This is a genomic window from Croceimicrobium hydrocarbonivorans (assembly GCF_014524565.1).
Lineage (GTDB): Bacteria > Bacteroidota > Bacteroidia > Flavobacteriales > Schleiferiaceae > Croceimicrobium > Croceimicrobium hydrocarbonivorans.
The window spans coordinates 3,458,557-3,476,840 of sequence record NZ_CP060139.1 but is presented as its reverse complement, the minus strand read 5'-3'; the positions used below and the strand labels follow the sequence as shown (position 1 = coordinate 3,476,840).

Sequence of the window (18,284 nt, the reverse complement as noted above, 5' to 3'; positions counted from 1 at the left end):
GACTCCAAAATTGCTAAAAAAACTGCGAGCCTATTTTGTTTTGAGCAAATCTTTGTATTATTGCCAATATCAAATTTCTCAAACACCCTGAACGCAAGGGTACTGGTAGAAATTCTCCAATCAGACTTACATCTCTCTCGATTAAGAATATTTCTTTCATTTCTTGTTTAGTCCATGTACGACATCAACCAATTAAAGGCCTTGAAGCTGCCCGAGTTAAAGCAAATCGCAGAAGCTTCTAAAATTTCGCGTTTCAAATCCATGAAAAAAATGGATCTGGTTTACGCCATTCTCGATAAGCAAGCCGTTGACCCTAAAGCCATTAAAGAACCGGCTAAGGATGAAAAACCTACTTCGGAAGATCAAGTAAAAGCGAATAGCCCAGAGGCCCCAGCTAAGGATTCTGCAGAAGCTAAACCTGAAGAGAATCAAAACCGTCGTCCTCGTAAACGCAGTCCTCAGGATGAAAACCCTGAAAATCAGGATCGCGGTCGCAATCGCAACAATTCCAATGAGGATCGTCGTCGAGGAGATAAAGACTCTAATTCTAGCCATTCAAACCAAAATCAAGGACAGAATCAAAATCAAGGGCAGAATCAGAGCCAAGGACAAAATTCAAACAAGAACAACCCGAATCAACATCGGGAACGTCGTCCGAAAAACAACGACAACAATAATTCAAATAACCCCAATTCAGGTTCCAACCAAAAAGGAAACAATCAGGGGAATAGCAATAACCATCAACATCGCAATCGCCGTCAGGAATACGATTTCGACGGTATTGTAGTTAGTGAAGGGGTATTGGAAATGATGCCTGATGGCTACGGCTTTTTACGTTCGAGCGATTTTAATTATTTAAACTCTCCCGACGATATTTACGTAAGCCAGAATCAAATTAAACTCTTCGGCCTTCGCACCGGTGATACCGTGAAAGGCCAAATTCGTCCTCCTAAAGAAGGCGAAAAATATTTCCCACTGGTAAAAGTAGAAAGCATCAATGGCCGTGAACCGGATTGGATTCGTGATCGTGTGGCTTTTGAGCATTTAACTCCGCTTTTCCCACAAGAAAAATTCAATATTACTCACCGTCGTGGCACCTTGTCAACACGCATTATCGACCTTTTCTCTCCTATTGGTAAAGGTCAGCGTGGACTGCTGGTAGCCCAGCCTAAAACCGGTAAAACCACCTTATTAAAAGAGGTGGCCAATGCTATTGCCGCAAACCACCCCGAATGTTATTTGATCATTCTTTTGATTGATGAACGTCCGGAAGAAGTTACCGATATGGCCCGCAGTGTAAATGCTGAAGTAGTAGCCTCTACCTTCGATGAGCCTGCAGACCGTCACGTTAAAGTGGCCAATATCGTTTTGGAAAAAGCCAAGCGTATGACCGAATGTGGTCATGATGTGGTGATCCTCCTAGACTCTATTACCCGTTTAGCTCGTGCTTACAATACAGTATCACCTGCTTCCGGTAAAGTACTGTCTGGGGGTGTTGATGCCAATGCTTTGCACAAGCCTAAGCGCTTCTTTGGAGCCGCACGTAAGATTGAGAATGGAGGATCTTTAACCATTTTAGCCACCGCGCTTATCGATACCGGTTCTAAGATGGATGAAGTAATCTTTGAAGAATTTAAAGGAACCGGTAATATGGAAATGCAGCTCGATCGCCGTATTGCCAACCGTCGTATCTGGCCAGCCATCGACCTTATGAGCTCCGGCACCCGTAAAGAGGATCTACTATTGGATCGCGATGTACTGCAAAGAATGTACATCTTACGTCGCCATTTAGCGGATATGACCTCAGTAGAAGCCATGGAATTTCTTTACGATCGCATGAACAAAACCCAGGACAATGCCGAGTTCCTGGCTAGTATGAACGGATAATGGCCCTCAATCCTAAAAGCTATTGTGCTTATGTGCAGGATCTGCCCGCAGATCATCTGCATCGTAAATACCACGATACGCAATATGGATTTCCCTTGGAAGATGATAATGCACTCTTTGGCCGCTTGATTTTAGAAATAAATCAGGCGGGCCTTAGCTGGATTACTATTCTTAAAAAGCAGGATAATTTTAAAGCGGCTTTCGCCGGATATGACATTAACACTGTGGCAGCCTTTGATGAAGATGATGAGGCTCGCTTAGTTAGTGATGCCGGAATTATTCGCAATCGATTAAAGATTAAAGCTGCGATTTACAATGCACAAGCTATCCAGAAAATTCAATCCGAATTTGGAAGCTTTAAGCAATGGTTGCTTAATCAAGGGGAACAGGATATTAAGGCCTGGGTAAAGCTCTTTAAGCAACATTTCAAATTTACCGGACCGGAAATCGTCAATGAATTTCTGATGAGCAGCGGCTTTAAAGAGGGAGCTCACGATCCGGAATGCACTTGCTACAAATTAGCTGAGGCCGAAATCAAGGAGCATTACGGTCGCTAAGGAATACCAATGTACTTATGGGTTTGCAGTGAAATCTGCCACTGAGGATTAGCCATTACATATTCGCTAATCTTTGGAAGCATCTGCTCTCTTTTACTCCATTCGGGTTGTAAATAAAGCTTGCAATCGGGAGAAACCTTGGCAGCATGCTCTTCTGCCCACTTGAAATCGTGATTATTAAAAACGATCACCTTCAATTCATGGGCTTGCTCGTAAACCTCCGCTACTGGCGGTTTGGTTTTCTTGGGAGAAAGACAAATCCAATCCCATTTCCCTGTTAATGGATAGGCACCCGAGGTCTCGATATGCACCTGTAAGCCCTTGGCTTTGAGGGCTTCGGTAATAGGTCTCATATTCCATGTTAAGGGCTCACCGCCAGTAATCACCACGGTATTCGAATAATGAGCCGCATTTTCCACCACTTGTTCAATGGCGGTAGGTGGATGTAAATCTGCATTCCAGCTTTCCTTCACATCACACCAATGGCAACCTACATCGCATCCACCAATGCGAATAAAATAGGCGGCTTTACCGGTATGATATCCTTCACCCTGTATCGTATAAAACTCTTCCATTAAAGGAAGCATGGTTCCTGCTTCTACTTGAGCCTTAATCGCTGCATCCATGCTGCAAAAGTATTTCTTAATACTGGCATAGCAAGGCTAAGAAAGTGCTCATAGCAGAAAGCTATAAGTTGAGACTCAAATCCTAAAAAAATCCTAAAGCGAATAATTTCCGCTCCTTCAATGTAATTCTTAGTGTCATACTACTACTAACAACATAGAAAACTAAAAAACATGAAATCACTTAAAATCTTCTTCTTGGCTTTATGCCTTAGTACCAGTAGCGTTTTTGCTGGAAACGACAGTTTAAGCACCGAACAGAAAGTTCAAACCCAAGTAGCCCAGCAAATTAGCGCCCGCCTTCAAATACCTTCAGAAATGATTGGGCAAATGCATAATGAGCAAGCCCTGGTTCAAGTAGAGGTCGCTAAAAACCATCAGTTAAAAGTAATATCTGTTGACTGTGGCAATGGAGTTGCTGATTTACTCTTGAAGAAAGCCCTGGAAAAACTGGCCATTTATCTACCTGATGATTCAGAAGGTCAGAGCTTCGAGCTTTTATTAAATCTTCACTATTAAGATTAATAATTAAGGAGGTGCAGCCTTTCGCATGCCCCTCCTTTTTAATTTTGAATAAAACCGAATATGAAAGCACACGAAATTGATTACCGCCTTATTGGTGAAGAAATGCAGGCGGTAGAAATAGAGCTCGATCCGCAAGAAACCGCGATTGCCGAAGCCGGCAGCATGATGATGATGGAAGATGGCATTGCCATGGAAACCATTTTTGGCGACGGTTCGGGTTCCAACGACAGCTTCTTTGGCAAAGTTTGGAATGCAGGAAAACGAGCCCTTACCGGCGAAGGTCTTTTTATGACCGCCTATAGCAATCAAGGAATGGGCAAAAAGAAAGTGTATTTCGCCTCCCCTTATCCTGGGAAAATCATTCCCTTCCATTTAGGTGAAGAAGGCGGAAAAATCATTTGCCAAAAAGATGCTTTCCTCTGTGCAGCACAGGGAGTTAGCGTAAGCTTGGAATTCCGCAAGAAATTAGGTGTAGGCTTCTTTGGAGGGGAAGGCTTTATTATGCAAAAGCTGGAAGGCGATGGCATGGCTTTTTTACATGCTGGTGGAACCATTATCGAAAAAACATTAGCACCAGGAGAAAGCCTAAGAGTAGACACGGGATGCTTGGTAGCCTTTACCCCTAGCGTTGACTATGATATTCAGTTTATTGGTGGCCTCAAGAACAGCCTTTTTGGTGGTGAAGGATTCTTTTTTGCCCAATTAAAAGGGCCAGGTAAGGTTTTCATACAATCTTTGCCTTTTAGCCGATTGGCCGATCGCATTATTGCCTCAGCTCCCAGAGTAGGTGGAAGCCGCAAAGGAGAAGGTAGTATCTTAGGCGGCATCGGAGACCTATTTGATGGAGATAATTAATGCTACGAAAGACCCTATTTTTCAGTTTATTCCTTTTTGTTTCACAGCTTCAAGCTCAGACCGAGGCCGACTTTGAAAAGTTTGGCTCAGGCATTTTCAGCTTGATCAGCGATACCGGATCTTATCCGCATTTAGAGTATATCCGCATTAAAAGCTGGAAACAACTTATCAATGAGCAAGATTTAGAATCGGCCGAAAAAGAAGAATGGAAACTTCGCATCCAAGATTCTTATGCCAATGAAAAAACAGAATTCGAAAAAAAGCTGGGGCTAATTGTACAAGAATATCGAGCCGCCAGTTTAAAAGGGGCTGAACTTACATTCTTGGAAAGTGGCTATGCTCCGCATCCCAAATGGAAAAACTGGTACCAATGTTATATTCGTTTTGGTTTTGAGCACGAAGGCGTACAAACCATGGTAGACCTCAACTATGAGCTCTATTATAATGGTAAGGGCCTGCTTTTTATCGGCACTCGCCTCGACGAAGATTTCTAGTGATTTTTATCGTGCAGCATGGGTACAAATCGGAAGTCCCCATGATCTTGTAATTCAAAGTCCTTTTCCGTTTTTCGGATTAGGACTTTCATTTTTTGCACATTGGTTCCCACGGGAATTACCAGTCTTCCACCTACTTTAAGCTGCTGTAATAATGCCTTGGGAATTTCGGGAGCTCCTGCGGTAACAATAATCCCGTCAAAGGGTGCATGATTGGGTAAGCCTGCATAACCATCCCCATATTTGGTATAAAGGGTATAGCCCAACTTTTGCAATAAGGGACGGGTAGCGTCAAAAAGCTCCTTTTGTCTTTCAATGCTGTAAACCTTCATTCCCATTTCGCAAAGTACCGCGGCCTGATAGCCACTTCCGGTGCCTACTTCCAAAACCTTCTGCCCCGGACTAAGTGCCAGTTTCTCAGATTGAAAAGCAACAGTATAAGGCTGTGATATGGTTTGCCCAGCTGCAATTGGGAAAGCCTGATCTTGATAAGCGAATTCCTCAAAACTGGAATCGATAAACAAATGGCGTGGCACTTTGCCAATCGCTTTCAAAACTTCTCGATCACGAATACCCTTCTCTATTAAGAGTTTCACCAATTTATTGCGCTTGCCGCGATGTCGTGCTAAATCTCCCACTCCACAAAAATCCTAATTCCCAGCCGAAGAAATTTCATTGAAATCTAAAAATAAACAGCTTTTTGTGAACAGTTCCAAGAGCCTGCATCCGAACAAGTAAAAGCCTTACCTTACCTTTGAGGCAGAATTAGAAGCATGTTAAAAATCGGAGTTTTAGGTGCCGGGCACCTTGGAAAAATTCACTTGAAGTGTATCCAGAATTTACCTGAAGTATACCATCTCGTAGGATTTTATGACCCGGATGCAGAAAGGGCTCAGATTGTTAGTGAAGAATTAGGGGTTCCGGCCTATGCCGATATGGATGCCTTAATGGATGCCGTAGACGTGGTGGACATTGTTACTCCTACCCTCAATCATTTCGATTTGGGCGTAAAAGCCGCCAGAAAGGTGAAGCATTTCTTCATTGAAAAACCCATTACCGAAACTCCTGAGCAAGCCCGCGAGCTTATTAAGCTTAGCGAAGAAGCCGGCGTAAAAGCACAGGTAGGCCATGTGGAAAGATTTAACCCCGCCTACCAATCAGTGCAGGATCAAATTCAGAATCCCATGTTTATCGAAACGCATCGCTTGGCAGAATTTAATCCTCGCGGTACTGATGTTCCGGTAGTATTGGATTTAATGATTCACGATTTGGATATTGTTTTACATGCTGTAAAATCCAATGTGCGTAAAATTTCAGCTAGCGGTGTGGCAGTTTTAAGTGATAGTCCGGACATTGCCAATGCTCGCATCGAATTCGATAATGGTTGTGTGGCCAATCTTACCGCCAGTCGCATCTCCTTAAAAAACATGCGCAAGACTCGTATCTTCCAGAGGGACGCCTATATCACCGTGGATTTTCTGGAAAAGAAAAGCGAGCTTATTCGCATGAAAAACGAAATAGATATGGAAGATCCCTATGCCATGATCATGGATTTAGGAGATGGTAAGAAAAAACAAATCTATTTTGAGCAGCCAGAATGCGCTCCAATCAACGCTATTCAAGAAGAATTACATTCTTTTGCATCCGCAATCAATAAAAAGGAGGAAGTGAGCGTTAGTCTGGAGGATGGATATCGTGCCTTGCAAGTGGCTCACGAAATCCTTCAGAAGATCGAACTAAACCTCAACCTCATTGCGTAATAGCAAGAGATGGCAAAAATTATACTCCGGAGCCTGCTTTTAGGCTCACTCTTTTACGGGCTTAGCAGCTGCTCCACAGACGAAGCTGCCAAACCAACCTATTTGCAAATCGATGCCCTCCATCTGGAAACCGATTATGCTGAAGAAGGTACGGCCCATACAAATATTTCTACTGTTTGGCTCAGCGCCAATGGTGAGATTATCGGCGCTTTCGAATTACCTGCATTAATTCCAGTCGTTCTTCGAGAAGGTCAAAATGAATTGCGGATCAGTGCCGGAATCAATACCAATGGTATTAGCTCTTTCCGGGCCATCAACACCTCCTTCGATCCAATTATTTACAATCTGGATTATCAATCCAGTGGTGAAGCGCCGGACACGATTATTATTCCGGAAGGTGATTTAATCACCCATTACCGCGACTTCTATCAGGTTTCCATCGTAGAGGATTTTGATGATCCCGGCTTAAACTTCCAACGTACCAATTTCAGCGATACCAACTTTATCAAGGTGGATGATGCAGATAGCATTTTTCATTTTCAACCTTTTAATTCCAATCAAGCAGAACCGAATAACAATTCGGGGCTGATCATATTGGATGACTTAAACCCACAGGTTGAATTGAGCTCAGTGGTGAGTTATGAAATTCCAGCTGGTACCCAAAACATCTTCTTGGAAGTTACTTACCGCACTAATGCCCAGGTAGGCTTTGGATTAGTAGCCAATTTAGCTACCGGTGATCAAAGTGATATTACCGCTGGTGTACTTCCTAAAGAAGAATGGAGTAAGATTTACATTAATCTGGTAACTGAATTCCAGGCATTTCCCGGAGCATCTGGCTACCAGATCTTAATTCGGGCTAAAAAACCGGATAATGTAGATCAGGCAAGGATATATCTCGATAATCTTAAATTGGTCTATATCCCTTGAAAAATCCACGGATACAAAGGTTTAAGTATCAATTCTGGGATGGCATGGCAGCTATCCTAAGCTATACTTCGCTCTTTGTTTTCCGTAAGCTGGTGGTTGAAGCGGAGAAATTTGGCCTCAGTCATCTGGAATTTACCCAAAGCTATTATATCGGATTATTAATGATTCCGGTCTTCTGGCTCACGGTTTATCATGTTACCGACTTCTATCGGGATATCTATCGCCGTTCGCGCTTAAAAGACCTTTTCTACACTTTCAACACTAGTTTACTAGGTAGTATTTTCATCTTCTTTGCGCTGATTTTGGATGATAGCGTGGCCTCCTATACCGACTACTATCGCGGATTCTTAGTGTATTTCAGCAGTCACTTTTTCTTTACGGCACTTTTCAGAACTCTATTAACTACTCGCACTGCTTACCGTATTCGCAGTGGTAATATTGCTTTTAACAGCATTATGATCGGTAGTAATGAAAAGGCTGCAGAACTATATGCCAAGCTTGAAAGTGAAAGCAATCGAAAGACCGGACATAATTTCGTGGGCTTTGTAAGTGTCGATAATAATATTCGTTTTCTGCTCGAAAAAAATCTGGAGCATTTAGGAAATCACAAGGCCTTACCCAATATCATTCAGGAAAAAGAAATTGAAGAAGTAATCATCGCCATCGAATCTTCGGAGCATCATAAAATGGAAGAGGTACTCAACCTCCTCGAAGAAAAGCCCGTTAAGATTAAGATGATCCCTGATACTTACGACATTATTTCGGGCAAGGTGCGGATGGAATCTATGCGTTCAATCCCATTGGTAGAAATCAACCATCAGCTAATGCCGGTTTGGCAAATGGTATTGAAACGCATCTTTGATATCGTTTCCTCCGCACTGGTTTTAATTCTCTTGTCTCCCCTTTATTTTACGGTAATGATGATTACCAAAATCAGTGATAAAGGACCAGTATTCTTCAAGCAAAAGCGGGTTGGCTTTCAAGGCAAGGAATTTTACATGTATAAGTTCCGCTCTATGGTAGTTGATGCCGAAGAGAATGGGCCCCAATTAAGCAGCGAGAATGATGAGCGCATCACCCCATGGGGGAAAATTATGCGTAAATATCGCTTGGATGAACTACCCCAGTTTTACAATGTCCTTACTGGTGATATGTCGATAGTTGGACCACGTCCTGAGCGTAAGTACTATATGGAATTGATTTCCCAGCATGCCCCACACTATAGATATCTGCAAAAAGTTCGTCCAGGAATTACCTCCTGGGGGATGGTGAAATTTGGCTATGCTTCCAATGTAGATGAAATGGTTGAGCGCTTAAAGTACGATGTGATCTACATCGAAAACATGTCTTTGCTTAACGATATAAAAATCCTTATCTATACGGTAATCATCGTATTACAGGGCCGTGGAAAATAAATTCGATCTCGAAGCCTTCAAGGCGAAAGCCAAGCAGGAAAAGAAGGAAACCCGAAAGATATTTTTGGATCTCAAAAAGCGCAAGGCGAAAATTCTGGATCAGGAATTCGCAGCTGCGCATGATGAAGTATTCGCTGAATTCGATTGCTTAAGCTGCGCCAATTGCTGTAAAACAGCCGGACCACGACTCCTCCAAAATGATATTGACCGCATGGCCAAGCACCTACGGCTAAAGCCCGGCGATTTTATGGATCAATATGTAAAAGTGGATGAAGATGGTGATTGGGTCATGAATCAACTGCCCTGCCCTTTCTTAGGTGCCGATAATTATTGCAGTATTTATGAGGTTCGACCAAAAGCTTGTCGGGAATACCCCCATACCGATCGCAATCGCATGCATCAAATTCTCAATCTAACTGAGAAGAACGCCTCCCTCTGTCCAGCCGTATTTGAAATTAGTCGCAAGCTGAAAGCCCAATAAAATTGGCATTCTGAGCGCGAAAGACTAATTTGGAGTTTTATTCCACCAACCATGCAAGACATTGATGCTATTCGGCTGAATTTCAGTGCCGATTCATTATTCCTTCTCAATATTTGCCTGGCCATTATCATGTTTGGCATCGCGCTGGAGATTCGATTTGAAGATTTTAAAATCATTCTTAAGAATCCCAAGCCCGCCGTATTAGGCCTCTTTAGTCAGTTTTTACTACTGCCCTTTCTCACCTATATTTTAATTACGATTTTAGAACCCCAACCCAGCATTGCTCTGGGAATGATTCTGGTTGCTGCCTGTCCTGGAGGTAATATCTCCAATTTTATGAGTCATTTAGGAAGAGCTAATGCCGCCTTATCCGTTGGACTTACCTCGGTGGCGACCTTTTTGAGTTTGATTATGACTCCCCTTAATTTTAAGCTCTACGGTTCTCTTTATGAGCCCACCGCTTCCCTATTAAATCAAATACAATTGGATTTTTGGGATGTTTCGAAAACGGTCTTTCTCATTATACTCGCTCCTCTGGCCATAGGCTTATGGGTGCAGTATCGCTTTCCTAAGACAGCCAAAAAAATGGCGCCTTATTTCCGAATCGGATCCATTCTACTCTTTATAGGCTTTGTATTGATTGCCTTCAAGAACAACTTCCAGGTCTTTTTGGATCATATTCATCTGGTTTTGGCCCTGGTTTTCTTCCACAATCTGATTGCCTTAGTCAGCGGATATGCGGTAGGTGTTTTAGGTGGATTAGAAACTCGGGATCGCAGAACCCTGGCCATTGAAACCGGAATTCAAAATTCAGGCTTAGGCTTGGTCTTAATCTTTGCCTTTTTCGAAGGCCTGGGAGGAATGGCCATGGTTGCCGCCTGGTGGGGCATTTGGCACATTATAAGCGGTTTGGCTTTAGCCGGCTATTGGTCTCAGAAGCCTACCGAAGCATTAGGCCTTAAAGAGCAATCAAGCTAAAGCCCTTTTGAAGGCTGGCTTCGCGTTTAATTTTATCCGTTGCGGTAAACTCTAGCTTAGGAACTAAAAGAATTGCCTTGGGGCGATTGGGACCTTGCAATTGACTTTTAATAGTATTGGGAATAGAAGCCTGATAATCGGATTCCGCCATCACCCAAACCATTCTTTGGCCCAGCTCTATATCCTCCTGCCCCCACAAAAATCCTGGAACCTCCAATTTTAATTGATTCTCTATTTCCTCTGGATAGAGTTTTAGACCTCCACTCAAAATCACATTATCCTTGCGACCTTTCCAAATGAAATGTTGAGCATCGATTAGCTCAACAATATCCTTAGTTTGGAGCTTATCCAAAGCCAATGCACTCGCACTAATTTGAAGACATTGCTCCTCATTCACGCCAAAGCTCACACCTTCCATTGCCTGATAGGCCTCCTCTCTGTTGGGATACAATGATTTTAAAGCTACATGCGATAAAGTTTCGGTACTGGCATAGCTATGCCAAATTTCGCAGGTGGGCTTTATTTCATCAACCAGGCTGAGCACTGCATTGGATAGTGGTCCACCGCCAATTAAAAAGGTCTTTACCTGCGACCAATATTCTTTAGAAGCAACAAATTGATTGGGAACCATCGAAACAAAATCAATCTTCAAATCTGTAGGAATTTGCGCCAATGGATTTCGAACCGGATCTACCGCAACTATTTCCGCATCCGCTAAAAAGGCTCGAATAGCGAGCATCATTCCCCCAATCTTATTCAGAGGCAAGGAGAGTAAAATTCGGCTTTGGCTATTTAGGCCAAAGAAGTCGACACTCATTTGCGCCGAAGCAAAAATAGCCTCTCGCTTAAAGTGCATGTCTTGCGCTGGCCCCGTAGTTCCGGAACTGCTAATCACAAATTCCGATTGATCGGATAAAAACCAAGCATGCAAGGCTTCAATTTCTTGAAGATAGGTCGGAGATGCAAAGTTTTTTAATTTGATTTTCAAGACTTTAGATATTTTTCGACTTTTTTTTATCCTTATACCCAACCTAGCCCAACTCGCCTCCGTTTCTCTTGTACAGTTCCTTATAGATTGGTTTAACAACCATTAGTACCCTGTTTAGTTAGAAAGCGCCGTTTCCCTACGGCGCTTTTTATTTTTAGCCCCTATCAAAATTGCAATTTGCTCAGATCCCATTCCTTTTCGGGATCGTAAGCAATGGTACCGCGTACCAAATGCAAAGGCGATTCAAAATTATTGGTATAGAGAGATCCGGTACCTAAACCGGAGGCCATATGACCATAAAGGTTATAATTCCACTGAGATATAGCGCTGAGGCCATAATTAGATTCCAGGGCCGAAGTAACCCACCAACCGATACCGCGTTTTTCCGCTTCATCGATCCATTCTTCTGCTTTCTTAAATCCTCCCAGGAAGGAAGGCTTTAATATGATATAGCGCGGTTGGAGCTTGTCCAGCATTTCTTCCCGGCGCTGCGCTTCAAATACCCCAATTAATTCCTCATCCAAAGCAATTGGCAGTGGCGATTCCTTGCAAATTCTGGCCAGATCTTTCCATTGGCCAGCTTTGATAGGCTGCTCAATAGAATGCACTCTAAGATCATCTAAACGCTGCAGAATGGGCATCACATCTTTAGGGCTAAAAGCTCCATTAGCATCTACCCTTAATTGGATTTCATGCGGACCGTAACGCTCTCTAACTCTTTCAATCAGCTTAATCTCTTGTTCCAGATCTAATGCACCGATCTTCATCTTAATAACCAGGTAACCCTGCTCCAAGCGCTCCTCTAATTGAGAAAGCATAAAGTCGGGTTCCCCCATCCATATCAAGCCATTGATAGGTTGACGTTCAAATCCGTCGGTAAAATCACTGGGAAAAAGAACATGATCATCGGATTTAAAATCCAATAAGGCCATTTCCAAACCAGCTTGAATACTGGGCCAAACATCAAGTTCAGAGATCAAGCTCAAGGCTCGATCATAGGAATCTATCTGCTTACAAACCTCCTGTAATTTCGACTCATAGTCGGGACGATCATCGGCACTCAAGCCTTTTAAAATCCCACATTCACCTAAGCCCTTATGACCATCACCCTCGAGACGGATAAAATAAGAATCCTTCTGGCCTAATGTTCCCCGGGAAGTACCGGCGGGCCGCTTAAATTCGAGAGTATATTTGGTCCAGCTAGCCTTCATATGGCTTTACCCAGGCCGAACAGCAAAGCAAAAAACAAAGTGGTGAGAGCCATTTGTTTCAGAAGCGGTTCATAGTCGAGAGGGCGGCTCGCTTTTAAAACTTTTTTGAGGTTGAGGAATAACAGGGGTAAAGTTAAGAAGTAAAGGTTTTGCCAATTAGTCGTAGGGTGAATACGATTGTATAAAAATGCCATATCAAAAGCGCCGATCACCAGCAGGAAGTGATAGCCCTTGGCTCCCCTTTCTCCCAGTTTAAGGGCCAGCGTATTTTTACCGCTGCGGGCATCTCCCTCACGGTCGCGCATATTATTCAAATTCAATACAGCCATGGCTAAAAAGCCCAAACTACCTGCAGGCAGCAAAACGCTATAATCCCAGGTTCCAGCTTGTAAATAATAGGAGCCTCCTACCCCAACGATTCCAAAAAAGAGTAGTACAAAAACATCTCCTAATCCGGAATAACCATAGGCCTTATCGCCAACGGTATAAGAAATTGCGGCCCAGGTTGCTAACAAGCCTAATAGGGTGAAGGCTAATTGATAATAAATGCCTAAATCGCGACAAGCATAAAAGCTGAGGGCGGTTCCGAACAATACCGATAAAATGCTGAATAATACTACTGCCTTGCGCATAGCAGCCACAGAAATTAAGCCACTGGCTGTTGCCCTGGCCTCTCCAATTCGATCGGCATCGGTTCCTTTTACGCCATCACCATAATCATTGGCGTAGTTCGATAAGACCTGATAACAAAGGGTGGTAAGAATGCTTAGAAGGAATACCCAAATATCAAAACTTCCCTGAGAATAAGCTAGTAAGCTACCCAGAATAATGCTCGCAAAAGCCAATGGCAGCGTGCGCAATCTCGCCGCTGCAATCCATACCTTATACCCCGACATCCTAAATTTTGAAACGCAAATATAGACCTTAGAATTACATCCACTTATCCTTATTGGATTCGATGCAATAGGCCAGGTAATCGTAGAGCTCCCGACTAGCCTCGGTGGGAAGGTGTGACATCCTTAAAGTACCAGCTGCAGTATGAAACTGAAAACTACTGATCCCCCGGTACTTCTGAATTAAAGACTGATTTAAACCTAAATTTTGAAGCTTGTAATTGGGAATTAATATTCGTTTTGGGAAAACATAACCCCGGCGAATTTCTAAATAATCAGCATTTACCCTCAGGCTTATGCTACGCCAATATTGGTAGCTTAAAAAAGCTACTAAAAGCACAAAGAAAGGCAAGGGAGCGTAAAAAATTAATCCTACCTGTTCGAAGTAGAATATAGCAGCCAAAATCAAAGCGGGTACCAATCCAAAAAAGAGGCTTCTTTGAATGAAGAGGATGCGATGAGGACTATAATAACTGTACTTAGAACCCTTGCGATTGGGATAATGGGTTTGGATCACTTTAAGCAAGGCTCTGGCTCTTAAGCCCGGGATACCGATTAACTTCCGATCATTCACACCTTGGGTACCGGCCTGCTTAACCTTTAAAGTTCGGTAGCCTAAAATCTTTCGTAGTGGATTAGACTCCCAAAAGAAATACTGAATCTTCTCATAAGGCACATTAAAGCTATTGCGATTTAAGAGACCTGATTCAATATCCAAACCTTCCTTGCCTAAGTAAAAGCGGAAATCGTAATACCGCAGAATGCTAACGATCAAGGAGGATAAAATGGAAATCACCATAAAGACTAAAAAAGCCATCGGTAATAATATCACCCATTTGGTTACCAAGGCATTGGCTGTTTCCTTAAAGAAAGGCTCAAAAGGTTTAATCAAATAATCTTCAAACTGCCAGATATAACCATTTACAATGGCAAAGAGTAATAATCCGGAACGAAGGTGATTTTGGGTGAGTCCAACACGCAGTAAATCGCTGATCGTAAGGCGTAATAGTGGTTCTCGATCCTCTAAGGGCAAATCCTTTTCGGCTTCCACCGCCTCAGTATCTTCTTCCTCTTTAAGTTCATAACGCCTTTGCATTAGGAATTCTCTGAGGCTGGCAGCGTATTCCTTAGAAAGGGCAGGGATATTAATTTCCTGGGCCACACTACCGGCGGTATCAATCTTTAAACCTACCAGGTTTAGAATCCGCTGTAATACATTTTGTTTGGTATTTACACTCTGAATCCGAGCAAAGGGCACGGTGATCTTCTCTTGCTTGAGTATTCCCTTTTCAATAATGAAATTATCACCACTTACATAGAAGTAGAACTTGAGATATTGGAAGTAGCTATAGATTAAAAAGAAAATGGCCATAATTACACCCCAGCCCTGATATCCCATTCCCAGCACCGAAAAATCGCGCCCCAGGTTAACTACAACCACCGCCAGTACAAAGTTGATGGCTCGTCTTAAGTTTTGAAAGAATATAATAGCTACCCCAAGGCTTGCCTGGCGCTTGGGTTCGTGTAAATCGAGATTATTCATACTCCGCGCTGAGCTTGGTAATATAATCGCGCACCTTAATGGCATCTTCCTTCCGCAAGCCTCGTATATCCAAATCACTGGATGTTCCGCCTGCAGTAAAGACTCTAACCGTAGCCAGATCAAATAAGCGACCTAAAAGGCCCTGACTAAATTCGCAATGCTGCACCCGATTTAAGGGAACGGTAGTCATTCGATGAACAATCCAACCTCGACGAAAAGACACATCCATACTGCGTATAGAATAGCCCCGGTATTTGAAGCCGACCGTTTCCAAAACCAAAACCAGAAACAAGATTCCCAGAACAGGATATAGCCAATAGCCAAAATGCATTTTTCCGAAAAGGCTAATGCTGGCTCCTACTCCACTTATCAATAGTAAAAAAAGGACCCTTCCGGTGATGCGATAATAAAGGTAATCCCTCTCCAGGCCTTTAAAATCACGATCCTCTAAGCGAGGAATATCTTCAAGAGTAAGATTTAAATTTTCGAGCAGCATCTAGTGCGATTTTAGAAACTGAAAATAGTTTTTTAATACATCTGGACTTTCCAATCGGGGGGTTTTAATTTCCAAAATGGCTAATCCCTCCAAAGCAAAGAAAGCTTCAATTCCGGTGGACAAATCTTCTTCCCTGGCTATTTCTTGATAGGCTATACCATACATTTTGGCTACAGCCGATAAGTTTAATTGGTGTTGGGTTTCCTGAAAACGCTCAAAGTCTTCAATTTTATCGGGCCCTTTAATAATGCGGAAGATATTCCCTCCCTGATTATTGATGACAATAACCTTTAAGTTTTGCGGCAAGCGATCATTCCAAAATGCAGCATTATCGTATTGGAAAGCTACATCACCACTAACCAATACCACTGGATCTTCGGTATTTAAGGCATGTCCGATAGCTGTTGAAGTACTGCCATCAATACCGCTAGTACCCCGATTTGCATAGTGGCGCACATCATCTCGATGATCGAATAATTGAGCATAGCGAATTCCCGCACTGTTGGCGCTGTGCAGTACGGTAGATTGAGGAAGGTGTTTCAACAATTCGGCATAAACCTTCAGATCACTATACTCACAGTTTTTAAGATAGTCCTTATGCCATTGAGCTCTGGATTCTTCCAATTCCCAAACCTTCTGAACCCAAGGATTGGCTTTGGCTTGCACGCGTTCACTTAATTGCTGAAAAAACCAACTGGCCTTACAATCCAAATTAAGGGTGAGCTTATGAAAGGTATCTTTAAAAATCTCATCTTCAGTAAAATGCCAATGCGGGAAATCTCCGGATTTACGCAAATAAGCCTTTACCATTTTACTCACGATTTCCCCGCCCAGACTGATCAATAAATCGGGCTGTAACAAGGCGGCTTCCTCCTCACCCAAGGTATTAACCATGCGGTCTATACTATGTACACCGGGAATATGGTTGAGATTGGAAAGCGTTTCACTTAAAAGCAAGAAGGGTCGTTTTTTCAACAATAAGGCCAGAGCCTGCTCCAAGGCCGGATCTGGACTCATCTGCCCCACCAAGATCATGGGGCGTTCTGCCTGCTCAAAGCTTTGAACTAATTCACTGAGGTCGGCCTCATTTAAATGACGTTCCGTAGCTGGGCGACGAATAATTCGAAATTGCTCTTCAGGGCCCTCATATTCATCATACAGAGGCTCATCAAATGGCACATTAATATGTACCGGCCCCTTGTGTAAATTGAGTAAAGCCTCCTGGCTGATGCGCAAATTATACTGCCGAGCCAGATCGTCTTGGGGTTCACGAATCAAGTTTGCTTCTCCTAAAATATGCTTACCATAAATACCTTCTTGCATAATGGTTTGCCCGGCACCCTGACCAATCCATTCTTGTGGACGATCGGCGGTAATCACCACTAAGGGCACTTTCTGATAATAGGCCTCAGTTACAGCAGGTAAAAAATTAGCAGCAGCCGATCCACTAGTGCAGATTACGGCAGCCGGTTTACCTTTTTCGAGGGCCATTCCCAAGGCCGTAAAAGCAGCAGCTCTTTCATCGGGAATGGAATACGTTTCGAAGCCCTCTGCCATGCAAGCATAAATCAAGGGGGCATTACGACTACCCGGAGCGACCACTAAATTCTCACATTCATGAGCTTTTAAAACATGGGCCAGCAGGCGGGCATTATATAAAGATGACGTTTTAGACATTTTGCTTTTCAAGCGCTTTGAGGATGGTTTGAGCCTTGGCTTCGGTTTCCTTCCATTCGTCCATGGCCTGGCTTTGTGCAGTTATACCTCCACCCACATAAAGGTTTAAGTTATGAAGGCCATTGTATTCTGCGCATCGCAAGTTTACCCAAAATTGCGCAGATGACCGCTCTAAATGGCTCCAACCGAAATATCCGGTATAAAAGCGGCGATCATAAAGTTCATTTTTCAGGATAAAATCTATAGCCCAGCCTTTAGGACTGCCCCCTACTGCTGGAGTTGGATGTAGTTCCTTCACAAAGCTTTCGGGCTTAAAAGACGTTCCGGCTTTGGCCTGAATGGCATTATAGAGATGAGCTAAATTTCCGGCCTTCTTTATTTCGGTATTCCCACCTTCAATGGCTTCAATATTGTTTTGAGCCTTAAGGAGATCAATAATACTGCGGCTTACAATTGCTTGTTCTTCCCTTTCCTTGGCAGTGAAGGTATCTCGTTCTTCCCATTTACGGGTTCCCGCCAAACTGGCAATTTCAAGATTCCCTTCATCTAAACTTAAAAGATTCTCTGGGCTAGCTCCTAACCAGGTGCCTGCTTCTGGATGCGAAAACAGATATACGGTCGCTTGAGGATACAAAGCATCCATCCGCTCCAAAACTTGGATTGGACTCCATTTAGTTTGAGCCGGGTACAATCGGGAAATCACCACTTTGGCCCCCTCCCCATTTTGCAGGGCTTGAATCGATTGATCCAATAAAGTCAGTTGCGATTCTTTGCTGGGAGCTTCTTGATCTGAATGGAAATGCCAAGCCTGAAAATCATAGGGCGCACAGGCTTCCATCGCCATTTGCAATTCTAAATCAGCCTTAAAATTCACGAAATGAAAGAGCTGAGGCGAATCCTGGCTTTCTCGATAAAACTGAAGTTTGCCACCGGGTACCCGATAGGCTAAAAATATTTTGGAATCTCCCATT

19 protein-coding genes are annotated in these 18,284 nt (G+C 43.1%); 10 read left to right on the top strand and 9 right to left on the bottom strand.

The window, feature by feature from the left end; all coding sequences use genetic code 11:
* Positions 1–174 precede the first annotated feature (174 nt).
* Entirely contained in the window at positions 175–1,887 is a 1,713-nt protein-coding gene (rho, locus tag H4K34_RS15570; RefSeq protein ID WP_210758312.1) for a transcription termination factor Rho, read from the top strand.
* Positions 1,887–2,444: a DNA-3-methyladenine glycosylase I gene (locus tag H4K34_RS15565; protein WP_210758311.1), complete on the top strand. Its 558-nt coding sequence runs from the start codon at positions 1,887–1,889 to the stop codon at positions 2,442–2,444. Before rho ends, H4K34_RS15565 begins: the two co-directional genes overlap by 1 nt.
* Here the strand turns inward: H4K34_RS15565 and H4K34_RS15560 are convergent.
* Positions 2,441–3,070: a 7-carboxy-7-deazaguanine synthase QueE gene (locus tag H4K34_RS15560; protein WP_210758310.1), complete on the bottom strand. Its 630-nt coding sequence runs from the start codon at positions 3,068–3,070 to the stop codon at positions 2,441–2,443. The genes H4K34_RS15565 and H4K34_RS15560 overlap by 4 nt on opposite strands.
* 171 nt (positions 3,071–3,241) lie before the next feature.
* Between H4K34_RS15560 and H4K34_RS15555 the strand changes: the two genes are divergently transcribed.
* The 3 genes from H4K34_RS15555 to H4K34_RS15545 all read left to right on the top strand — a co-directional run bounded on the left by H4K34_RS15555 (position 3,242) and on the right by H4K34_RS15545 (position 4,941).
* The gene (locus H4K34_RS15555) at positions 3,242–3,586 is read left to right on the top strand and encodes a hypothetical protein (protein WP_210758309.1); all 345 of its coding nucleotides are present in this window, start codon (positions 3,242–3,244) and stop codon (positions 3,584–3,586) included.
* Between the two features lie 66 nt (positions 3,587–3,652).
* Positions 3,653–4,447, top strand: coding sequence for a TIGR00266 family protein (locus H4K34_RS15550; protein WP_210758308.1), 795 nt, complete (start codon positions 3,653–3,655; stop codon positions 4,445–4,447).
* The gene (locus H4K34_RS15545; protein ID WP_210758307.1) at positions 4,447–4,941 is read left to right on the top strand and encodes a hypothetical protein; all 495 of its coding nucleotides are present in this window, start codon (positions 4,447–4,449) and stop codon (positions 4,939–4,941) included. Before H4K34_RS15550 ends, H4K34_RS15545 begins: the two co-directional genes overlap by 1 nt.
* On the opposite strand, the gene H4K34_RS15540 is transcribed toward H4K34_RS15545, so the two are convergent.
* Positions 4,938–5,579, bottom strand: a complete 642-nt coding sequence (locus tag H4K34_RS15540) for a protein-L-isoaspartate(D-aspartate) O-methyltransferase (protein WP_210758306.1) — start codon at positions 5,577–5,579, stop codon at positions 4,938–4,940. The genes H4K34_RS15545 and H4K34_RS15540 overlap by 4 nt on opposite strands.
* A 135-nt stretch (positions 5,580–5,714) precedes the next feature.
* Here H4K34_RS15540 and H4K34_RS15535 point away from each other — a divergent pair, with 135 nt between their 5' ends.
* Genes H4K34_RS15535 through H4K34_RS15515 form a run of 5 tightly spaced genes read left to right on the top strand, consistent with a single transcriptional unit; the run spans position 5,715 to position 10,505 of the window.
* Positions 5,715–6,701, top strand: coding sequence for a Gfo/Idh/MocA family protein (locus H4K34_RS15535; protein ID WP_210758305.1), 987 nt, complete (start codon positions 5,715–5,717; stop codon positions 6,699–6,701).
* Positions 6,702–6,710: 9 nt separating this feature from the next.
* Positions 6,711–7,631: a hypothetical protein gene (locus H4K34_RS15530; RefSeq protein WP_210758304.1), complete on the top strand. Its 921-nt coding sequence runs from the start codon at positions 6,711–6,713 to the stop codon at positions 7,629–7,631.
* 44 nt (positions 7,632–7,675) lie between these two features.
* Complete coding sequence (locus tag H4K34_RS15525; RefSeq protein ID WP_210758303.1) at positions 7,676–9,046, top strand: sugar transferase; 1,371 nt, start codon at positions 7,676–7,678, stop codon at positions 9,044–9,046.
* The gene (locus H4K34_RS15520) at positions 9,036–9,527 is read left to right on the top strand and encodes a YkgJ family cysteine cluster protein (RefSeq protein ID WP_210758302.1); all 492 of its coding nucleotides are present in this window, start codon (positions 9,036–9,038) and stop codon (positions 9,525–9,527) included. Before H4K34_RS15525 ends, H4K34_RS15520 begins: the two co-directional genes overlap by 11 nt.
* 51 nt (positions 9,528–9,578) lie before the next feature.
* Positions 9,579–10,505: a bile acid:sodium symporter family protein gene (locus H4K34_RS15515; RefSeq protein WP_210758301.1), complete on the top strand. Its 927-nt coding sequence runs from the start codon at positions 9,579–9,581 to the stop codon at positions 10,503–10,505.
* Here the strand turns inward: H4K34_RS15515 and H4K34_RS15510 are convergent.
* The 7 genes from H4K34_RS15510 to H4K34_RS15480 form a co-directional block, all read right to left on the bottom strand.
* Positions 10,486–11,493, bottom strand: a complete 1,008-nt coding sequence (locus H4K34_RS15510; protein WP_210758300.1) for an AMP-binding protein — start codon at positions 11,491–11,493, stop codon at positions 10,486–10,488. The two genes, H4K34_RS15515 and H4K34_RS15510, sit on opposite strands and share 20 nt — an antisense overlap.
* 164 nt (positions 11,494–11,657) lie before the next feature.
* On the bottom strand, positions 11,658–12,704 hold the full coding sequence (locus H4K34_RS15505) for an o-succinylbenzoate synthase (protein WP_210758299.1): 1,047 nt from the start codon (positions 12,702–12,704) through the stop codon (positions 11,658–11,660).
* Positions 12,701–13,600, bottom strand: coding sequence for a 1,4-dihydroxy-2-naphthoate octaprenyltransferase (gene menA, locus H4K34_RS15500; RefSeq protein ID WP_210758298.1), 900 nt, complete (start codon positions 13,598–13,600; stop codon positions 12,701–12,703). The genes H4K34_RS15505 and menA overlap by 4 nt, the downstream gene beginning before the upstream one ends.
* A 34-nt stretch (positions 13,601–13,634) precedes the next feature.
* Entirely contained in the window at positions 13,635–15,140 is a 1,506-nt protein-coding gene (locus H4K34_RS15495; RefSeq protein WP_210758297.1) for a PH domain-containing protein, read from the bottom strand.
* Positions 15,133–15,636, bottom strand: a complete 504-nt coding sequence (locus H4K34_RS15490; protein WP_210758296.1) for a PH domain-containing protein — start codon at positions 15,634–15,636, stop codon at positions 15,133–15,135. Before H4K34_RS15490 ends, H4K34_RS15495 begins: the two co-directional genes overlap by 8 nt.
* Positions 15,637–17,313 carry a 2-succinyl-5-enolpyruvyl-6-hydroxy-3-cyclohexene-1-carboxylic-acid synthase gene (gene menD / locus H4K34_RS15485; protein WP_210758295.1) on the bottom strand — a complete coding sequence of 559 codons (1,677 nt, stop codon included), beginning with the start codon at positions 17,311–17,313 and terminating at the stop codon, positions 15,637–15,639. It abuts the gene before it with no gap.
* Positions 17,306–18,283 carry a chorismate-binding protein gene (locus H4K34_RS15480; RefSeq protein WP_210758294.1) on the bottom strand — a complete coding sequence of 326 codons (978 nt, stop codon included), beginning with the start codon at positions 18,281–18,283 and terminating at the stop codon, positions 17,306–17,308. The genes menD and H4K34_RS15480 overlap by 8 nt, the downstream gene beginning before the upstream one ends.
* Position 18,284 lies beyond the last annotated feature (1 nt).